This is a genomic window from Streptomyces sp. NPDC048606 (genome assembly GCF_040650855.1).
GTDB lineage: Bacteria > Actinomycetota > Actinomycetes > Streptomycetales > Streptomycetaceae > Streptomyces.
This window is the reverse complement of sequence record NZ_JBEZIB010000001.1, coordinates 199,637-215,151: the sequence shown is the minus strand read 5'-3', so window position 1 is coordinate 215,151 and position 15,515 is coordinate 199,637. Positions and strand designations below refer to the sequence as shown.

The following is a 15,515-nucleotide window of genomic DNA, read 5'->3' as shown; positions in this document are numbered from 1 at the left end:
CCCTGGGGCCCGGGATCGCCCGAACGTCCGGATGGTCAGGCGGCGGTACCGGCGGCCATCCGACGGCGCAGGCTCGCGGGGCGCAGGTCGGTCCACAGCTCGGTGATCCTGGCGAGGCACTCCTCGCGGGTGCCCTCGAAGCCCTCGGCGTTCCAACCGGCGGGCAGTTCGCGGTCCGCCCACCAGATCGAGTACTGCTCCTCGTCGTTGAGGACGACGCGGTACGCCGTCTCCGGCGCCTGGTCGGTCTGCTGTTCGCTCATCGCTGTTCCCTTCGCGTGGTCAGGTGTCGCCCATCCTTGAAGAGGGCGCTATCGATGCCCTATCGAGCGCATATACGTCCCGGCACGCGAACGGGCCCCCGACGCCGGATGGCGTCGGGGGCCCGTGGGCGGGCGGGTCAGGCGGCGAGCGCCGCGACGGTGGCGGGTTCGGCCCCGGGGGCGTCCTCCTCCGGGGCCGCCTCCAGGGCCGCCTCGACGTCGTGGTCGAGGATCCAGGTGACGTCCTCGGCCGCGGCGGCCACCCCGCCGGGGCGGGCGTCGCCCCGCGGCGGGGCCGGGCGGGCGCCCTCGCGGGAGCCGAGCTGCACCCGGGTGGTGTGCGGCCGGCGCAGTGCCTCGTAGCGCTCCAGCGCGGCGGTGATCCCCTCGGCGTCCTCCGTCGCCCGTGCCAGGCACACCGCGAGCGCGACCGCGTCCTCCACGGCCTGGTTCGCGCCCTGGCCGTGGTGCGGCAGCATCGGGTGGGCGGCGTCGCCGAGCAGGGTCGTGCGGGCCGTGCTCCAGCGCTCCAGCGGTGCCCGGTCGTACAGGGCCCAGCGGCGCACCTCGCCCGCCGCGTCCACCAGCGCCCGCACCTCGGGGGCCCAGCCGGCGAGGACGGCGTCCAGGTCGGCGCGGTCGCCCGCGGAGGTCCACGACTCGGCGTCGCCCTCCGGGGAGGGGGTGACGGCCACGTACGTGAACCGCCGCCCGCCGTCGACCGGGTAGCACAGCACCCGGGCGGCGGGGCCCGCGAACATGTACATCCGGGTCGGGTCCAGGTCGGGCACGTCCGCGGCGTCGACGAGCCCGCGCAGCGCGCTGTTGCCGGAGTAGACGGGGGCGTCCTCGCCGGCGACCGCGCGGCGCACCGCCGAGTGCACGCCGTCCGCGCCGATCAGGACGTCGGCCCGGGCGGTGGTGCCGTCGGCGAACTCCAGCAGCACCCCGTCGGCGTCCTCCGCGAAGCGGACCAGCTCCCGCCCGGTGTGGACGCGATCGTCCGGGACCAGGGAGGCCAGCATGCGGTGCAGGTCACCGCGGTGGACGGTGAGGTAGGGGGCCCGGAAGCGGCTCTCCCAGGCCTCCCCCATCTCCTGCTCCGCGACCTTCGCGCCGTTGTGGAAGGCCCGGACCTCCAGGGCCTCGGGGCGCACCGCCAGCTCGGCGAGGCGCGGTCCGAGCCCCAGGCGTTCCAGCAGCCGGGTGCCGTTCGGTCCCAGGTGCATGCCGACGCCCTGTTCGCGCAGGGCCTCGCCCCGCTCGTACACCTCGACGTCCAGACCCCGGGCGTACAGGGCCGCCGCGGCGGTCAGACCGCCCAGTCCGGCGCCGATCACGGCCACTTTCAGGCTCACCGGTACTCCCAGGCGCTCTCGAAGGACTCGAAGTCGTCGGCCGCGTCGAAGGAGCCGAAGTCGGCTCCGCCGCCGGACCCCAGCGCCAGCAGCGCGGCCAGCTCCCCCTCGCCGGCCAGTTCCACGTCGGCGACGGCCGTGTCGGGCTCGGCGACGGCCGCCGCGAGCATCCGCTCGTAGCCGTCGGCGAAGCGGGCGACCGTCTCGCGGTCCAGCACGTCCGTGTCGTACGAGAACACGGCCGTGACGCCCTGCGGGGTCTGCTCGATGCGCAGCAGCAGGTCGAGCTGGCCCTCCTGCTGCGGTACGTCGATCAGGGCGATGTCCAGCCCGGCGTACGGGATCGACGGGCCCTCGCCGGCGCCCGGCGCGACGTTCGGCACCGGCGGCTCCATGCGGTCCATCTGGACCAGGAACAGGGCGGTACGGAACACCGTGGCCCGGGGGAAGGCCAGCGCGCACGGGTAGCGGACGTTGACCATGCCGCCCATGACCCGCTGTCCGGCCTGCTCGGCGGCGCTGCGGAAGGTGGAGCCGGCGGTGAAGTCGGCCCGGACCGGCATGGTGTTGAGGAAGCAGCCGATGACGTCGCGCTGCGCCCGGCCCATGCGGCTGGTGGCGGGCACGCCGAGCACGAAGGCGTCCTGGCCGGTCCAGCGGTGGGTGAGGGCCTGGAAGACCGCGAGGAGGTACGCGAACGGGGTGACCCCGGCCGTGGCGGCCGCCCCGGCGAGGCCGACGGTGGTGTCCTCGGCCAGTTCCCGGACGACGGTCCCACCCTGGTAGGAGCGCAGCGCGGGGCGCGGGCGGTCCAGGGGGAGTTCGGCGGCGGGGGCCTGCCCGACGGATTCCTTCCACAGTGCGGCGGCGCGCAGGCCGGCGTCGGAGGCGGTGTAGCGCAGCTCCTCGGTGGTGTGGTCGTCGTAGGAGCCGGGGATGGGCCGCCAGCGCGGCTCGCGACCGGTCGCGAAGCCCTCGTAGGCGTCGAGGACGTCGCGCACCAGCAGCCAGCGGGAGGTGAAGTCGCTGACGATGTGGTGGGCGGAGGTGACCAGGGCCCAGTCCTCGTCCGTGCGGCGCAGGAGCACCACGCGGAAGGCGCCGGACTCCAGGCGGAAGGGGCGGGCCCCGGCCTCCTCGGCGGCCCGGTGCAGGCCCTCCTCGTCGACGCCGTCGAGGTCGCGCACCTCCAGGCGGACCAGCGGCTCGTCGCCGACGGTGCGCTGGACGCCCGAGGCGGTCTCGGTGAAGACCGAGCGCAGCAGTTCCTGGCGGGCGCCGACGGCGGTGACGGCGGCGTCCATGGCGACGGGGTCGACCCGGCCGCGCAGCCGCAGGGGCATGACGATGTTGTAGGCGGAGGCCTCGGGCGAGACCCGGTAGGCCGTCCACATGGACCGCTGGATCGCGGTCAGGGGCAGGGCGCGCACGGCGGCCGGGGACTCGTTCGCGGCGGTCACGGCGGTCATCCGCAGCCTCCCGCGTGGCTCATGTCCGTGGTGCGGCCGGCGCCGACGGCGGCGAGTTCGGCCTCGGCGGGCTCGACCGGCTCGGCGGCCGGTGCGGGCTCCGCGGGCTCCGCGTCGTCGAAGGAGGCGACGAACTCGGCGACCCGGTCGAGGCCCCAGTAGGGCTCGCTGCCGTTGACGAAGAAGGGGACGCCGAAGACGCCGTCGCGGTGCACGTCCAGCAGCGCCGCCGTGGCGCGCTCGCGCAGCCGCGGGTCGTCGACGGCGCCCTTGACGGCGTCGGCGTCGAGGCCGATCTCCACGGCGAGTTCGACGACGGTCTGCGGGTCGCAGATGTCGCGGCCCTCCAGCCAGCGGGCGCGCCCGGCGCGGGCCACCCACTCCCGGCCGAGGCCGGCGTCGACGGCGAGGAACCAGGTCAGGTGGGCCGGCTCCCACCACGGCGCGCGGTCGGCGGGCCAGGTCAGGGCGAGGCCGCGGGCCGCGGCGAGGCGGCGTACGTCGCGCAGGATGTAGAACTGCTTGGCGCGGGTCATCGGCGTGTACGGGAACTGCCCGCGCGCCTGCTCCAGCAGCGCGGAGGCGGTCTCGTCCGGCTCCCAGAAGGGGCGCCATTCGAGGCGGTCGAGCAGCTCGGGGTGGTCGCGCTCCAGGTCGTGCAGGGCGAAGAAGTTGTAGGGGCTGCGCAGGTTGAAGTAGAAGCGGGGCGGCTTGGCGGCACGGCCGGCCATGTCGGACTCCTCTGTCGTGGGGTCGGGTCGAACTGGTCGGGCCGGGTCAGACGACCAGTCCGCCGTCGATGTGGAAGACCTGTCCGGTGATGTACGCGGCACGGTCGGAGGCGAGGAAGGACACCAGTTCGGCGACCTCGTGGGCCTCGCCGAAGCGGCCGAGCGGGATCCGCGCCGTCATCTCCTTGGCGTGCTTCTCGGACAGGCCGCCGACCATGTCGGTGGCGATGAAACCGGGGGCCACGGCGTTGGCGCGCAGTCCGCTGCGACCGGATTCCTTGGCCAGGGCCTTGGTGAAGCCGATGATCCCGGCCTTGGTGGCCGCGTAGTTGCTCTGCGTGGGGTTGCCGGCGGCGGCGACCGAGGACAGGGTGATGATGGTGCCGCGGCGGCGCTTCATCATCGGGAAGGCGAGCGCCTTCGCGAAGTTGAAGGTGCCGTCGAGGTTGGTGCGGACGACCGCGTCCCAGTCCTCGTCCTTCATCATCGCGAGGTGGCTGTCGCGGACGATGCCGGCGGCCGTGACGAGCACGTCCACCGGTCCCAGCTCCGTCTCGGCCTCCGCGGTGAAGGCGCGGACCTGCTCGCGGTCGGTGACGTCCACCCGGCGGAAGAGCACCCGCGCCCCCAGGGCCCGCGCGGACTTCGCGGCGAGCCGGGCGGCCTCCTCGTTGGACTGGTAGCAGAAGGCCACGTCGTGGCCGTCCCGCGCCAGGGTCTCCACCACGGCCCGGCCGATGCCGCGTGAGCCGCCGGTGACGAGGGCTACCGGCCTCGGTGTCTCGGACATGGATAGATGCCTCTCTTTCGGGACGCGGGGGACGCGTGGAATCGGGGATGGGGTGGGGTGGGCGGGGTGCGGGGGATGGCCGGCCGGGGATCGCGGGGGCCGGGCCGGGGGGCGCGGGCGGGCGCCCCCCGTCGGGTCAGCCGAGCCGCAGCAGGGTGGCTCCGACGGTGCCGTCCCGGTCCAGGGCGGTGACGAGCGCGAGCCGGTCCACCAGGGCGGGCCGGGCGCCGGCGTGCGCCAGGACGGCGGCCAGCTGGAACGCGGCCGACGCGGCGGTGGCGTCGCCGACCAGGGGGCGTACGGTGATCCGCTCGCCCGCCACGCCGTCCAGCGCGGCCTCCTCCTGCTTGCCGAGCAGCCCGGGCGGGGTGCCGGGGGCGACGAGGGCCACGTCCGCGGCGTCCACGCCGGCGTCGGCGAGCACCTCGGCGACGCAGCGCGACAGCGCGGCACCGGCCCGTCCGGTCTCCGGGAAGGCCCGGAAGCGGGAGCCGAGCACGGTGGCGAGCACCCGGCGGCCCCCCTCGCGGGCGGCCTCCCCGCTCTCCAGCAGGAACAGCGCCGCGCCCTCGCCGAGCGGGTCGGCCTCGGCGCCGCCGTGGTCGGCGACCCGTTCCAGCCGGGCCCGCTGGACGGAGAACTCCTCGGCCGCGCCGGCCAGCAGCGCGTTGGCGTGACCGCCGCGCAGCAGCCGGGAGGCGTAGTTCAGGGCCAGCAGGCCGGTGGCGGATCCGCCGGAGACGGTGACGTTGGGGCCCTTGAGGGTGTGCCGGATGGCGCTCTGGCCCGTCGGGCAGTTCATCACCGTGTTGGGGAAGCGGGCCGGGTCGACGAGGTAGGGCTTGTCCCCCGTCAGCGCGTCCTTGGTGAAGTCCATGATGGACTGGACGCTGCCGGAGGTGCCGAGCACGAGGCCGGTCTTCTCCGGGTCGGCGGCCAGGCCCTGGCCGAAGTCCTCCAGGAGTTCGCCGACGGTGACGACGGCGATGCCGGTGGCCCGGTCCATGGAACGGGTGCCCTTGCGGCCGAGGACCGCCTTGATGTCGAAGTCCGGGATCAGGCCCGCGTCCTCGTAGGGGACGGGCCAGGTGTCGGCGTCGACGGGGGCGGTCGCCCCGGTCCCCGCGAGGAGTCCCTCGGCGAAGGACCGCCGGCCGAGCCCGTACGGGGAGGTCACGGCCCAGCCCGAGATGACGAGCCGGCGCCCGCGGGGCTCCGCGTCCGTGTCCGTTGCCGTGTCCGGTGCCGTGTCCGTGCTCATGCGACCGCGCTCCTTTCTTCTTCCCAGTGGCCGAGGACCAGGACGGCGTTGTTGCCGCCGAAGGCGAGTCCGTTGTTCTGCACGACCTTGAGGTCGGCCTCGACCGCCTCGTTCGGTACGCAGTCCACGCCGCACTCCGGGTCCGTGGTGCGGTGGTTGATGGTGGGCGGGATGAACCCCTCGCGCAGGGCGAGGGCGCAGGCCGCCGAGGCCAGGGCGCTGGCGGCGCCCATGGTGTGGCCGATCATCGACTTGATGGAGACGGTGCGCGGCAGGTCCTCGCCGAACACCTGGCGGATGGCTCCGACCTCGGTGACGTCGTTGGCCTTGGTGCCGGTGCCGTGCGCGGAGATGAAGTCCACGTCGGCCGGCGTGATGCCGGCGTTGGCGTGGGCCGCGGTGATGCAGCGGGCGATCGAGTCCCGGTCGGGGGCGACCGGGTGGCTGGCGTCGCAGGACAGGCCGTAGCCGAGGACCTCGGCGTAGATCCGGGCGCCGCGGGCCAGCGCGGACTCCAGCGACTCCATGAGGAGGATGCCGGCGCCCTCGCCCGTGAGGATGCCCTGTCGGTCGGCGTCGAAGGGCCTGCACACGTCGGGGGCGATGGTGCCGAGCCGGTAGAAGCCGGTGAAGGTCTTGCGGCACAGGGCGTCGGCCCCGCCGCAGAGCGCCATCTCGACGTCTCCGGAGCTGATGGCGTCGTAGCCGTAGCCGACCGCGTAGTTCCCGGCGGCGCAGGCGGTGGGGACGGTGACCGTCTCCACGTCCTCCAGGCCGAGTTCGCGGACGATGCCGGCGGAGAGCCGGCCCGGCCAGACGCGGCGGGCCACGACGGGGTCGAGGGTGTCCTCGCCCTGGGCGACCTGGAGCCCGGTGAGGTGGTCCAGGTCGCGGGACTCGCCGTCGGTGGTGCCGATGGAGACCAGGGAGCGCCGGGCCCGGACGTCGGCCTCGGTGAGTCCGCCGTCGGCCACGGCCATACGGGCCCCGGCGACCGCGAACTGGGCGGCCCGGCCGAGCTCGTCGGCCGGCAGCTCCCGCAGCCAGGCCTCCGGCTCGAAGTCGGTGATCTCGCAGGCGTTGGAATGGGCGAAGCCGGTGGTGTCGAACGCGCTGATGGGCTTGGCCCCGCTGCGTCCGGCCCGCAGGCCCTCGGCGAAGGCGTCCACGCCCGTGCCGATGCTCGTCACGACACCGAGACCTGTGATCACCACCCGGTGCCGGGCAGCGGCGCGCTGCCCCGTCGCGGCCGTCTGGGAGGTCACTTGCCCTCGGCCTCCGCGATCACGGCGTACACGCCGACCAGGTTGACCATGCGGCTGAGCTCGGCCTGCTCCAGCGTGATGCCGAAGACGCGCTCCAGGGAGGCGAGGATCTCGATGGTGCGCAGGGAGTCCGCGTCGTGCTCCTCCTTGAAGAGGCTCGTCTCGGTGACCTCGTCGAGGTCGAGTTCGAGGATGTCGCAGACGATTTCCTTGATCTGCTCCTTGCGCTCGGCGTCGAGGGCGGGGATCTGGGTGGTCATCCGAAGTACCTCCGATGAAGGGCGGTCCGGGACGGACCTGTCGGTGCCGTGCCGGGTGGACGCCCGGTGGGGTGGGTGGGTGGGGGACGTGCGTTGTGACCGATGACTCGATGGTGGGAGCGGCCGCTATCGGTGGCCTATATCGACCAGGCTCGGGGTGAGGCCGGCGGACCGGTCGTCCTTCCAGAGGTGCGAGACCTCTCCGAACTGCCGGTACACCCAGGCGTCGTCGTAGATCGTCTCCAGGTAGCGGTCGCCGCCGTCGGGCAGGACGAGCACCACGTTCGAGCCGGGGATGATGTCCGGGGCGATCCGTTCCAGCGCCGAGACGACGGCTCCGGAGGAGCCGCCGGCGAGGACGGCCTCGTGGCGGACGAGCCGCCGGCAGCCGACGACGCAGTCGAGGTCGCTGACGTGGATGACCCGGTCGGCGTCCGAGGGACGCAGTAGCCGCGGCACGACGGAGGCGCCGTGGCCCGGGATGAGCCGGGTGCGGCGTTCCTGCGGGCCGAAGAGCACGCTGCCGAGGGCGTCCACCGCGTTGATGGTGGTGGTCATGCCGTGCCGGCGGATGTACTCGGCGCAGCCGCCGAGGGTTCCGCTGGTGCCGGCGGACACGACGAGCTGGTCGACGCGGCCGTCGAGGGCCTCGGCGATCTCGCGCATCGTGGTCTGGTGGGCGATCGGGTTGAGGGGGTTGGAGTACTGGTCGGGCCAGTAGGCGTCCGGGGTCTCGGCGACGAGGTCGGCGACGCGGCGCAGGCGGGCCGGCAGCAGCTCGCCGGTGGTCGGGTCGGGGTCGACGACGATCTCGACCTCGGCTCCGTAGGCCCGCAGGATCGCCACGTTCTGGCGGGTGGTCCGGGCGTCCACCACGCAGATGAAACGCAGTCCGAAATAGCCGCAGATCTGGGCGAGTCCGATGGCGAGGTTGCCGGAACTCGATTCGATGACGGTCGACCTGCCGGGAACGAGTTCCCCGGTCCTGATGCGCGCCAGCACCATGGAAAGTGCCGAGCGGTCCTTGATACTTCCTCCGGGATTGAACCGCTCCACCTTGGCGAACACCCGCGAGCCGAGGCCCGGCAGCAAACGCTCCAGTTCAATGAGCGGAGTTCCTCCCACGGTAGAGAGGATTCCCTTCGTCCCTTCGTCGTACGGCATCTGATGCAGCCATCCTCTGCTGGGAGTTGCGGGGTGCGGATACAGCGTGACGAGATTCGGCCAATCCGCTATATCGCCGCCATACGACCGGTTATAGCCGGCACATAGCGGCCGGCCGGAATCTGTTGCACATCGCACCACGGAACTCCCCATGCAGACGGAAGAGAGAGTCCCTCACATGACCGGCACCGACTCGCGCATTCAGAAAGTCGTCATCCTCGGCGGCGGTACCGCCGGCTGGATGACCGCCGCCTATCTCGGCAAGGCGCTCCAGGGCACCGTGGACATCACCGTCCTGGAGGCGCCGGCCATTCCGCGGATCGGTGTCGGCGAGGCCACCGTCCCGAACCTCCACAAGGTCCTCTTCGACTACCTCGGCATCGCCGAGGAGGAGTGGATGCGGGAGTGCAACGCCAGCTTCAAGATGGCGGTCCGCTTCGTCAACTGGCGCACCGGCGGCCAGGGCGAGCCGAACGCCCGCACGCTGGAGAACGGCGGACCGGACCACTTCTACCACCCGTTCGGGATCCTGCCCGACAGCGACAACGTCCCGATGTCCCACTACTGGGCGAAGTCGAAGCTGGAGGGCCAGACGGACGAGCCGTTCGACTACGCGTGCTTCCGCGAGCCCCCGGTCATGGACGCGAAGCTGTCCCCGAAGTGGATCGACGGCACCCCCTCCACCCGCTACGCCTGGCACTTCGACGCCGCGCTGGTCGCCGACTTCCTGCGCCGCTTCGCCACCGAGAAGCAGGGCGTCAACCACGTCCAGGACGAGATGACGCACGCGGAGAAGGACGAGCGCGGCTTCGTCACGGCCCTGCACACCAAGGCCGGCCGGGTGCTGGACGCCGACCTCTTCGTGGACTGCTCCGGCTTCCGCGGCCTGCTGATCAACCAGGCCATGGAGGAGCCGTTCATCGACATGAGCGACCACCTCCTGTGCGACAGCGCCGTGGCCACCGCGGTCCCGCACGACGACGAGGCGAACGGCATCGAGCCCTACACCTCCGCGATCGCGATGTCCTCCGGATGGACCTGGAAGATCCCGATGCTGGGCCGTTTCGGCTCCGGCTACGTGTACTCCAGCAAGTTCACGACGAAGGAGGAGGCCACCAAGGAATTCAGCGCCCTGTGGGGTCTGGACCCGGAGACCACGAAGTTCAACCACGTGAAGTTCCGCGTCGGCCGCAACCGCCGCGCCTGGGTCAACAACGTGGTGAGCATCGGGCTTTCCTCCGCCTTCCTGGAGCCGCTGGAATCGACCGGCATCTACTTCATCACCGCGGCCATCTACCAGCTGGCCAAGCACTTCCCGGACCGGAACTTCAACCCCGAGCTGGCCAACAGCTTCAACCGTGAGATCGAGGTGATGTTCGACGACACCCGCGACTTCATCCAGGCGCACTTCTACTACGCCCCGCGCAACGACACCCCGTTCTGGCGGGCGAACAAGGAGCTGACGCTCCCGCAGAACATCCAGGAGAAGATCTCCGCGTACAAGGCCGGTCTGGCGATCAACTCCCCGATCGCGGACGAGTCCACGTACTACGGGAACTTCGAGGCGGAATTCCGCAACTTCTGGACGAACGGCAGCTACTACTGCGTCTTCGCCGGCCTCGGTCTGGAGCCGGACGCCCCGCTGCCGATCCTCGCGCACAAGCCCGACTCCGTCGCCGGCGCCGAGGCCATGTTCGGCAAGGTGAAGCAGGAGCAGCAGCACCTGCTCGACACCCTCCCGAGCACCTACGACTACCTGCGCAAGCTGCACGGCAAGCAGTAGTCCCCGAGCTCCCTCCCCGATCGCTTCCGGTGCGCAGGCCCGGAGCCGGCCCCTCCCTCCGGCTTCCGGGCCCGCGCCGCACCCCAGCTTCAGGAGTAACCAGTCATGTCCCACACGCCCCAGCCGTCCCCGTCCGTCCGTCCCGGCAGCCCGTCCGCCGGTGCGGTCGAAACCGACATCAGGCCCCTGATGGCGGCCTTCCCGTCCGGCGTATCGGTGATCACGACGATCGGTGCGGACTCCGAACCCCGCGGTATGACCTGCAGCTCCCTCGCCAGCGTCGCGCTCTCCCCGCCGACCATCGTGCTGTGCCTGCGCACCGAGAGCCCCACCGCGCGGACCGTCCTGGAGACCGGTCACGTCGCGGTCAACCTGCTCCACGAGAACGCCCGCCTCGTCGCGGACCTCTTCGCCTCGGGCGCCGCGGACCGCTTCCAGCGCACCGAGTGGCGCCTCCCGCTGGGGGCCGGCGGCCCGCACCTGACGGAGGCCGCGCACGCCATCGCGGACGGGGAGGTGACCCACGCGGTCGAGTTCGGCACCCACACGGCGGTGTTCGTGCGCGTCACCCGCGTCTCGCAGCACGACGACGTCGACCCCCTGCTCTACGGCAAGCGCAGATACGCCCGCTGGACCGACGCCACGGGCGTCCCCGGACCGCCCGCCGCGGCCCCACCCCTGTCGGCGATGTCCGCCGCCCCGGTCCAGGCGGCACCCGCTTCCGCGCCCTCCCCCGCCTCCGTCGCGGGTGCCGCGGCCGACCGGCCCGTCGCCCCGGCCGTCGCCGGCACCGCGAAGGAGGCCGCCCGTGTCAGCCCGTGACCCGCTCCCCGACCTGCTGATCGCGATCCCCGCGGTCATCATCGCCTGCAAGGCCGGCGCGATGCTCTTCCGCCGCATGGGTCAGCCGCCGGTCATCGGCGAGATCGCCGTCGGCATCCTGCTCGGCCCCTCGCTGCTGGGCTGGCTGTGGCCCGACGCCCAGACATGGCTGTTCCCCGGGACGGTCCTGCCGTTCACCGGGGCGTTCGGAAACATCGGTCTGCTGGCGTTCATGTTCCTGGTGGGCCTGGAGCTCAACCTCTCGGCCCTGCGCGGGCACAGTCGTACGGCCATCTCCGTCAGTCAGGCGAGCATCGCGCTCCCGCTGCTCCTCGGCACGGGCCTGGCGCTGCTGATGTACGACACGATGGCCCCCGACGGGGTCTCCAAGCTCGCGTTCGTCCTGTTCATCGCGGTGTCCATGAGCATCACGGCCTTCCCGGTGCTCGCCCGGATCCTCACCGACCGGGGCATGTACAACACGCGCATCGGCGCGCTGGCCATGGCCTGCGCGGCCGTGGACGACGTGACCGCCTGGTGCCTGCTGGCCGCCGTGGTCGCCGTCAGCACCAGCAGCTCCCCCGTCGAGGCGTTCACCACCGCGGCCCTCGCCGCGCTGTTCCTCGCCTTCATGATCTACGCGGTCCGGCCGCTGCTGGCGAAGTGGGCCGTACGGGCCGCCCGCACCGTCGACTCCGTCGTCCTGGTCGTCCTCTTCAGCGGCCTGTGCCTGTCCGCCTTCACCACCGACCAGATCGGCGTGCACGCCCTGTTCGGCGCCTTCGTCTTCGGTGTGATCACCCCGCGCGGCTCCCGCGTCATCGAGCTGTGCGCGGCGCGGCTGCGGGCCTTCACGATCCCGATCCTGCTCCCGCTGTTCTTCGTCAACACCGGGCTGAAGACCGACGTCGGACTGCTGGCCGGCGACCCGATGATGTGGGTGTGGGCCGCCGCGATCATGGCCGTCGCCTTCCTGGGCAAGTGGGGCGGCAGCACCGGCGCGGCCCGGGCCAGTGGCCAGTCCTGGCGGGACTCGATGCAGATCGGGGCGCTGATGAACTGCCGGGGCCTGACCGAGCTCGTGGTCCTGAACCTCGGCCTGGAGCTCGGTGTCATCGGACCCGAACTGTTCACGATGCTGGTGCTGATGGCGCTCGTCACCACCGCCGTCACCTCACCCGCGCTGTCCTGGATCCGGCGGGGCCTGCCACCGGGCGAGGACTCCGGGAACCTGCCCGAAGGCCCCCCGGTCCACGAACCGGTGCGGTTGCCGGCCAAGGCGGCGGCCCCGGCGACCGCCACGACCGCGGCGCCGTCCGCGCCCTGAGCACGGCCGCCGCCCGCACCGCCGTGCGGCCGCGCCGTCCCCCCTCCCAGGGGACCGGCCCGGCCGCACGGCGGCGTCGTACGGGCGTCGCCGTTCACCGCCCCGCGGCGGCGAGCGGCGCTTCGGCGTGTCCGGCGGCGGCGCGCACCCAGCGGTCGAGCACGGCCTCGGCGGCCCCCGAGTCGAGGGAGGCCGCCGCCCGCGCGACCGCCGCCCGCAGCCGCTCGGTGACGTCGCGGCCCCGCGCCGGCTCGCCCGCGGCCAGCGCTGCGCCGGCCGAGAGCAGCACCGCGTCGCGCACCGCCCCGCGCTCCCCGCCGGCGAACAGCCGGCGGGCCACCGCCGCGTTGTACACGGCGTCGGCGCCGCGCAGGGCGTCCACGGGGGCGAACGGGATGCCGATGTCGCGGGGGTCGAAGGATTCCTCCCGGACCCTTCCCCCCTCGACGCTCAGCACCGTCGAGGTCGTGGTGACGCTGAGCTCGTCGAGCCCGTCGTCCCCGCGGAAGACCAGTCCGCTGCCGCCGCCGCGCGCCAGCACCCCGGCGATCAGGGGCAGGAGCCGCGCGTCGGCCACGCCGACCGCCTGGGCGGTGGGCCGGGCCGGGTTGGTGAGCGGCCCGAGCGCGTTGAAGACCGTCGGGATCCCCAGCTGCTTGCGGACGGTGGCGGCGTAGCGCATGGACGGGTGGAAGTCGGGGGCGAAGGCGAAGGTGATGCCCGCCTCCTCCACCAGCGCCGCCACCCGGGCCGGCGCGAGGCGCAGGGTCACGCCCAGCGCCTCCAGCACGTCGGCGGATCCGGAGGCCGAACTCGACGCCCGGTTGCCGTGCTTGACGACCCGGGCGCCGGCGCCGGCGGCGACGATGGCGGACATCGTGGAGATGTTCACGGTACGGGCTCCGTCGCCGCCCGTACCGACCACGTCGACCGTGGCGCCCGGTACGTCGAGGGGAACCGCGTGGTGGAGCATGGCGCGGACCAGGCCCTCCAGCTCGCCGACCGTCTCCCCCTTGCCGCGCAGGGCGACGAGGAAGCCGGCGAGCTGGGCGTCGGTCGCCTCGCCGCGCATCACCTGGTCCATGGCCCAGGCGGTGTCGGCGGCGGCCAGGTCCCGACCGGCGAGCAGGGTCTCCAGCAGGACGGGCCAGGTGCGCTGTCGTACGGCCGGTTCTGGTCTGACGGTGGTCACTTGGATCCCCTCGGTGGGTGGTTTCGTGTGGAGGCTCAGTTCCACTCGTCGTGGTCCGGCGACGCGGACACGGTCGCGGTCGGACGAGCCGGAGCCTGCGGGATGATGGCGTCCGCCGTCACGCTGCTCGCGCTCTCCGCCGCACCCTCGTTCGCGATCTGCGCCCCACCCGCGACGGCCACCGCCGCGATGATCGCGATGGTGATGCGCTTGACCTGGGTGCGCCACGTGATCTGCATTTCTGTTCTCCCCCGTTGACTTCTGCTTGAGCTCCGGTCTGTTCCGGTGAGAAGAACACTAGGAAGGGGCGGCTTCGAGCTGATATCGCTGCGTACATCGGAGCCACAGGATTTCGATAATGGCGATATAACCGCTGATCAGAGGGGGTCCCGATGGCGATAACGAACCTCGGGACCCACCTTGACCACCACCCTCGGTCCGCCAGAGGGACGCTCGAAAGTCCCTCGTCGACCCGACGGCGACAATACGAGAAGCGGAGGCTTAGCGTTCCCGATACATTTCGGCCACCAGGAAGGCCAGATCGAGCGATTGCGTGCGGTTGAGCCGGGGGTCACACGTGGACTCGTAGCGTTCGCTCAGTCCGTCCAGACTGACCTCCTCGCCACCGCCCACGCATTCCGTGACGTCTCCCCCGGTGAATTCCAGGTGCACGCCCCCGGGATGGGTCCCGAGCTCGCGGTGGACCTCGAAGAAGCCCTTCACCTCGTCGACGATGTCGTCGAAGCGCCGCGTCTTGAGGCCCGAGGGGGCCTCGAAGGTGTTGCCGTGCATGGGGTCGCTCACCCACGCCACCGGCGCCCCCTCCGCGGCCGTCTTCTCCACCAGTTCGGGCAGCCGGTCGCGGACCCGGCCCGCGCCCATCCGGACGATGAAGGTGAGCCGGCCGGGCTCGCGTTCGGGATCGAGCCGCTCGATCAGCCTCAGCACGGTGTCGGAGTCCGTGGTGGGCCCGAGCTTGACCGCGATCGGATTGGCGATCTTCGAGAAGAACTCCACGTGCGCCCCGTCGAGGTCGCGGGTGCGCTCCCCGATCCAGAGCATGTGACCGCTGGTGGCGTAGTGGCGCCCGGTCACCGGGTCCTCCCGGACCAGCGGCTCCTCGTACTCCAGCAGCAGCCCCTCGTGGCTGACGAAGAACTCCACGGCGTGCTGGATGCGTTCGTCGGCCCCGCAGGCCCGCATGAAGTTGAGGGCCTGGTCGATCTGGGTGGCGAGCGCCGCGTAGCGTTCGCCGACGGGCGAGCGGGCCACGAAGTCCTGGTTCCAGGCGTGCGCCTGGCGCAGGTCCGCGTACCCGCCGGTGGTGAAGGCCCGTACGAGGTTCAGCGTGCCGGCGGCGGCCTGGTGCATCCGCAGCAGCCGCTCCGGGTCCGGTTCGCGTTCGCCCGGCTCGAAGGGGAAGCCGTTGACGGCGTCGCCCCGGTAGGCGGGCAGGGTCACCCCGCCGCGGGTCTCGGTGGGCTTGGAGCGGGGTTTGGCGTACTGCCCCGCCATCCGGCCGATCTTCACGACCGGTACGGAGGCGGCGTACTGGAGGACGAGCGCCATCTGGAGCAGGGTGCGCACCTTGCGGCGTACGGAGTCCTCGCGGACGTCCGCGAAGGTCTCGGCGCAGTCCCCGCCCTGGAGGAGGAAGGCCTCGCCCCGGGCCACGGCGCCGAGCCGCTGCTTGAGCTGCTCGCACTCGGCGGCCACCACCAGCGGGACGGTGTCGCGCAGGCGCGTGCGTACGGTGTCCAGGGCCCGGGGGTCGGGCCACTCGGGTTGTTGTGCCGCGGGCAGGGCCCGCCAGGAATCCACGTGCTCCAC

At 72.4% G+C, this 15,515-nt stretch carries 15 protein-coding genes; 3 read left to right on the top strand and 12 right to left on the bottom strand.

From position 1 onward, the window contains the following. Positions 1–35 precede the first annotated feature (35 nt). The 9 genes from AB0D01_RS00885 to sbnA form a co-directional block, all read right to left on the bottom strand. A complete protein-coding gene (locus AB0D01_RS00885) occupies positions 36–263 on the bottom strand; it encodes an MbtH family NRPS accessory protein (protein ID WP_363052724.1) in 228 nt (75 codons plus the stop codon). A 137-nt stretch (positions 264–400) separates the two neighbouring features. After that, on the bottom strand, positions 401–1,621 hold the full coding sequence (locus tag AB0D01_RS00880; protein ID WP_363052722.1) for an FAD-dependent monooxygenase: 1,221 nt from the start codon (positions 1,619–1,621) through the stop codon (positions 401–403). Further along, positions 1,618–3,090: a condensation domain-containing protein gene (locus AB0D01_RS00875; RefSeq protein WP_363052720.1), complete on the bottom strand. Its 1,473-nt coding sequence runs from the start codon at positions 3,088–3,090 to the stop codon at positions 1,618–1,620. The genes AB0D01_RS00880 and AB0D01_RS00875 overlap by 4 nt, the downstream gene beginning before the upstream one ends. Continuing rightward, a complete protein-coding gene (locus AB0D01_RS00870; protein WP_363052718.1) occupies positions 3,087–3,821 on the bottom strand; it encodes a DsbA family protein in 735 nt (244 codons plus the stop codon). Before AB0D01_RS00870 ends, AB0D01_RS00875 begins: the two co-directional genes overlap by 4 nt. A 46-nt stretch (positions 3,822–3,867) precedes the next feature. Continuing rightward, a complete protein-coding gene (gene fabG, locus AB0D01_RS00865) occupies positions 3,868–4,611 on the bottom strand; it encodes a 3-oxoacyl-[acyl-carrier-protein] reductase (protein ID WP_363052716.1) in 744 nt (247 codons plus the stop codon). Between the two features lie 136 nt (positions 4,612–4,747). After that, positions 4,748–5,872 (bottom strand): beta-ketoacyl synthase N-terminal-like domain-containing protein, encoded by a 1,125-nt coding sequence (locus AB0D01_RS00860; RefSeq protein WP_363052714.1) that lies wholly within the window; start codon positions 5,870–5,872, stop codon positions 4,748–4,750. Next, on the bottom strand, positions 5,869–7,137 hold the full coding sequence (locus AB0D01_RS00855; protein WP_363052712.1) for a beta-ketoacyl-[acyl-carrier-protein] synthase family protein: 1,269 nt from the start codon (positions 7,135–7,137) through the stop codon (positions 5,869–5,871). The genes AB0D01_RS00860 and AB0D01_RS00855 overlap by 4 nt, the downstream gene beginning before the upstream one ends. Continuing rightward, the gene (locus AB0D01_RS00850; RefSeq protein WP_249768267.1) at positions 7,134–7,397 is read right to left on the bottom strand and encodes an acyl carrier protein; all 264 of its coding nucleotides are present in this window, start codon (positions 7,395–7,397) and stop codon (positions 7,134–7,136) included. The genes AB0D01_RS00855 and AB0D01_RS00850 overlap by 4 nt, the downstream gene beginning before the upstream one ends. Positions 7,398–7,523: 126 nt before the next feature. Continuing rightward, positions 7,524–8,561, bottom strand: coding sequence for a 2,3-diaminopropionate biosynthesis protein SbnA (gene sbnA / locus AB0D01_RS00845; RefSeq protein WP_363052710.1), 1,038 nt, complete (start codon positions 8,559–8,561; stop codon positions 7,524–7,526). 178 nt (positions 8,562–8,739) lie between these two features. On the opposite strand from sbnA, the gene AB0D01_RS00840 reads away from it, so the two are divergent. From AB0D01_RS00840 to AB0D01_RS00830, 3 genes are all read left to right on the top strand, one after another. Beyond that, positions 8,740–10,344 carry a tryptophan halogenase family protein gene (locus AB0D01_RS00840; RefSeq protein ID WP_363052708.1) on the top strand — a complete coding sequence of 535 codons (1,605 nt, stop codon included), beginning with the start codon at positions 8,740–8,742 and terminating at the stop codon, positions 10,342–10,344. 105 nt (positions 10,345–10,449) lie between these two features. Further along, positions 10,450–11,166, top strand: coding sequence for a flavin reductase family protein (locus AB0D01_RS00835; protein ID WP_363052706.1), 717 nt, complete (start codon positions 10,450–10,452; stop codon positions 11,164–11,166). Further along, a complete protein-coding gene (locus AB0D01_RS00830) occupies positions 11,153–12,493 on the top strand; it encodes a cation:proton antiporter (protein WP_363052704.1) in 1,341 nt (446 codons plus the stop codon). The genes AB0D01_RS00835 and AB0D01_RS00830 overlap by 14 nt, the downstream gene beginning before the upstream one ends. 94 nt (positions 12,494–12,587) lie before the next feature. Here AB0D01_RS00830 and trpD read toward each other — a convergent pair whose 3' ends face one another. The 3 genes from trpD to AB0D01_RS00815 all read right to left on the bottom strand — a co-directional run bounded on the left by trpD (position 12,588) and on the right by AB0D01_RS00815 (position 15,506). Beyond that, complete coding sequence (gene trpD, locus AB0D01_RS00825) at positions 12,588–13,685, bottom strand: anthranilate phosphoribosyltransferase (protein ID WP_363052702.1); 1,098 nt, start codon at positions 13,683–13,685, stop codon at positions 12,588–12,590. 35 nt (positions 13,686–13,720) lie between these two features. Then, the gene (locus AB0D01_RS00820) at positions 13,721–13,924 is read right to left on the bottom strand and encodes a hypothetical protein (protein ID WP_363052700.1); all 204 of its coding nucleotides are present in this window, start codon (positions 13,922–13,924) and stop codon (positions 13,721–13,723) included. 262 nt (positions 13,925–14,186) lie between these two features. Continuing rightward, positions 14,187–15,506, bottom strand: coding sequence for a class II 3-deoxy-7-phosphoheptulonate synthase (locus AB0D01_RS00815; protein WP_363053039.1), 1,320 nt, complete (start codon positions 15,504–15,506; stop codon positions 14,187–14,189). Positions 15,507–15,515: the final 9 nt, after the last annotated feature.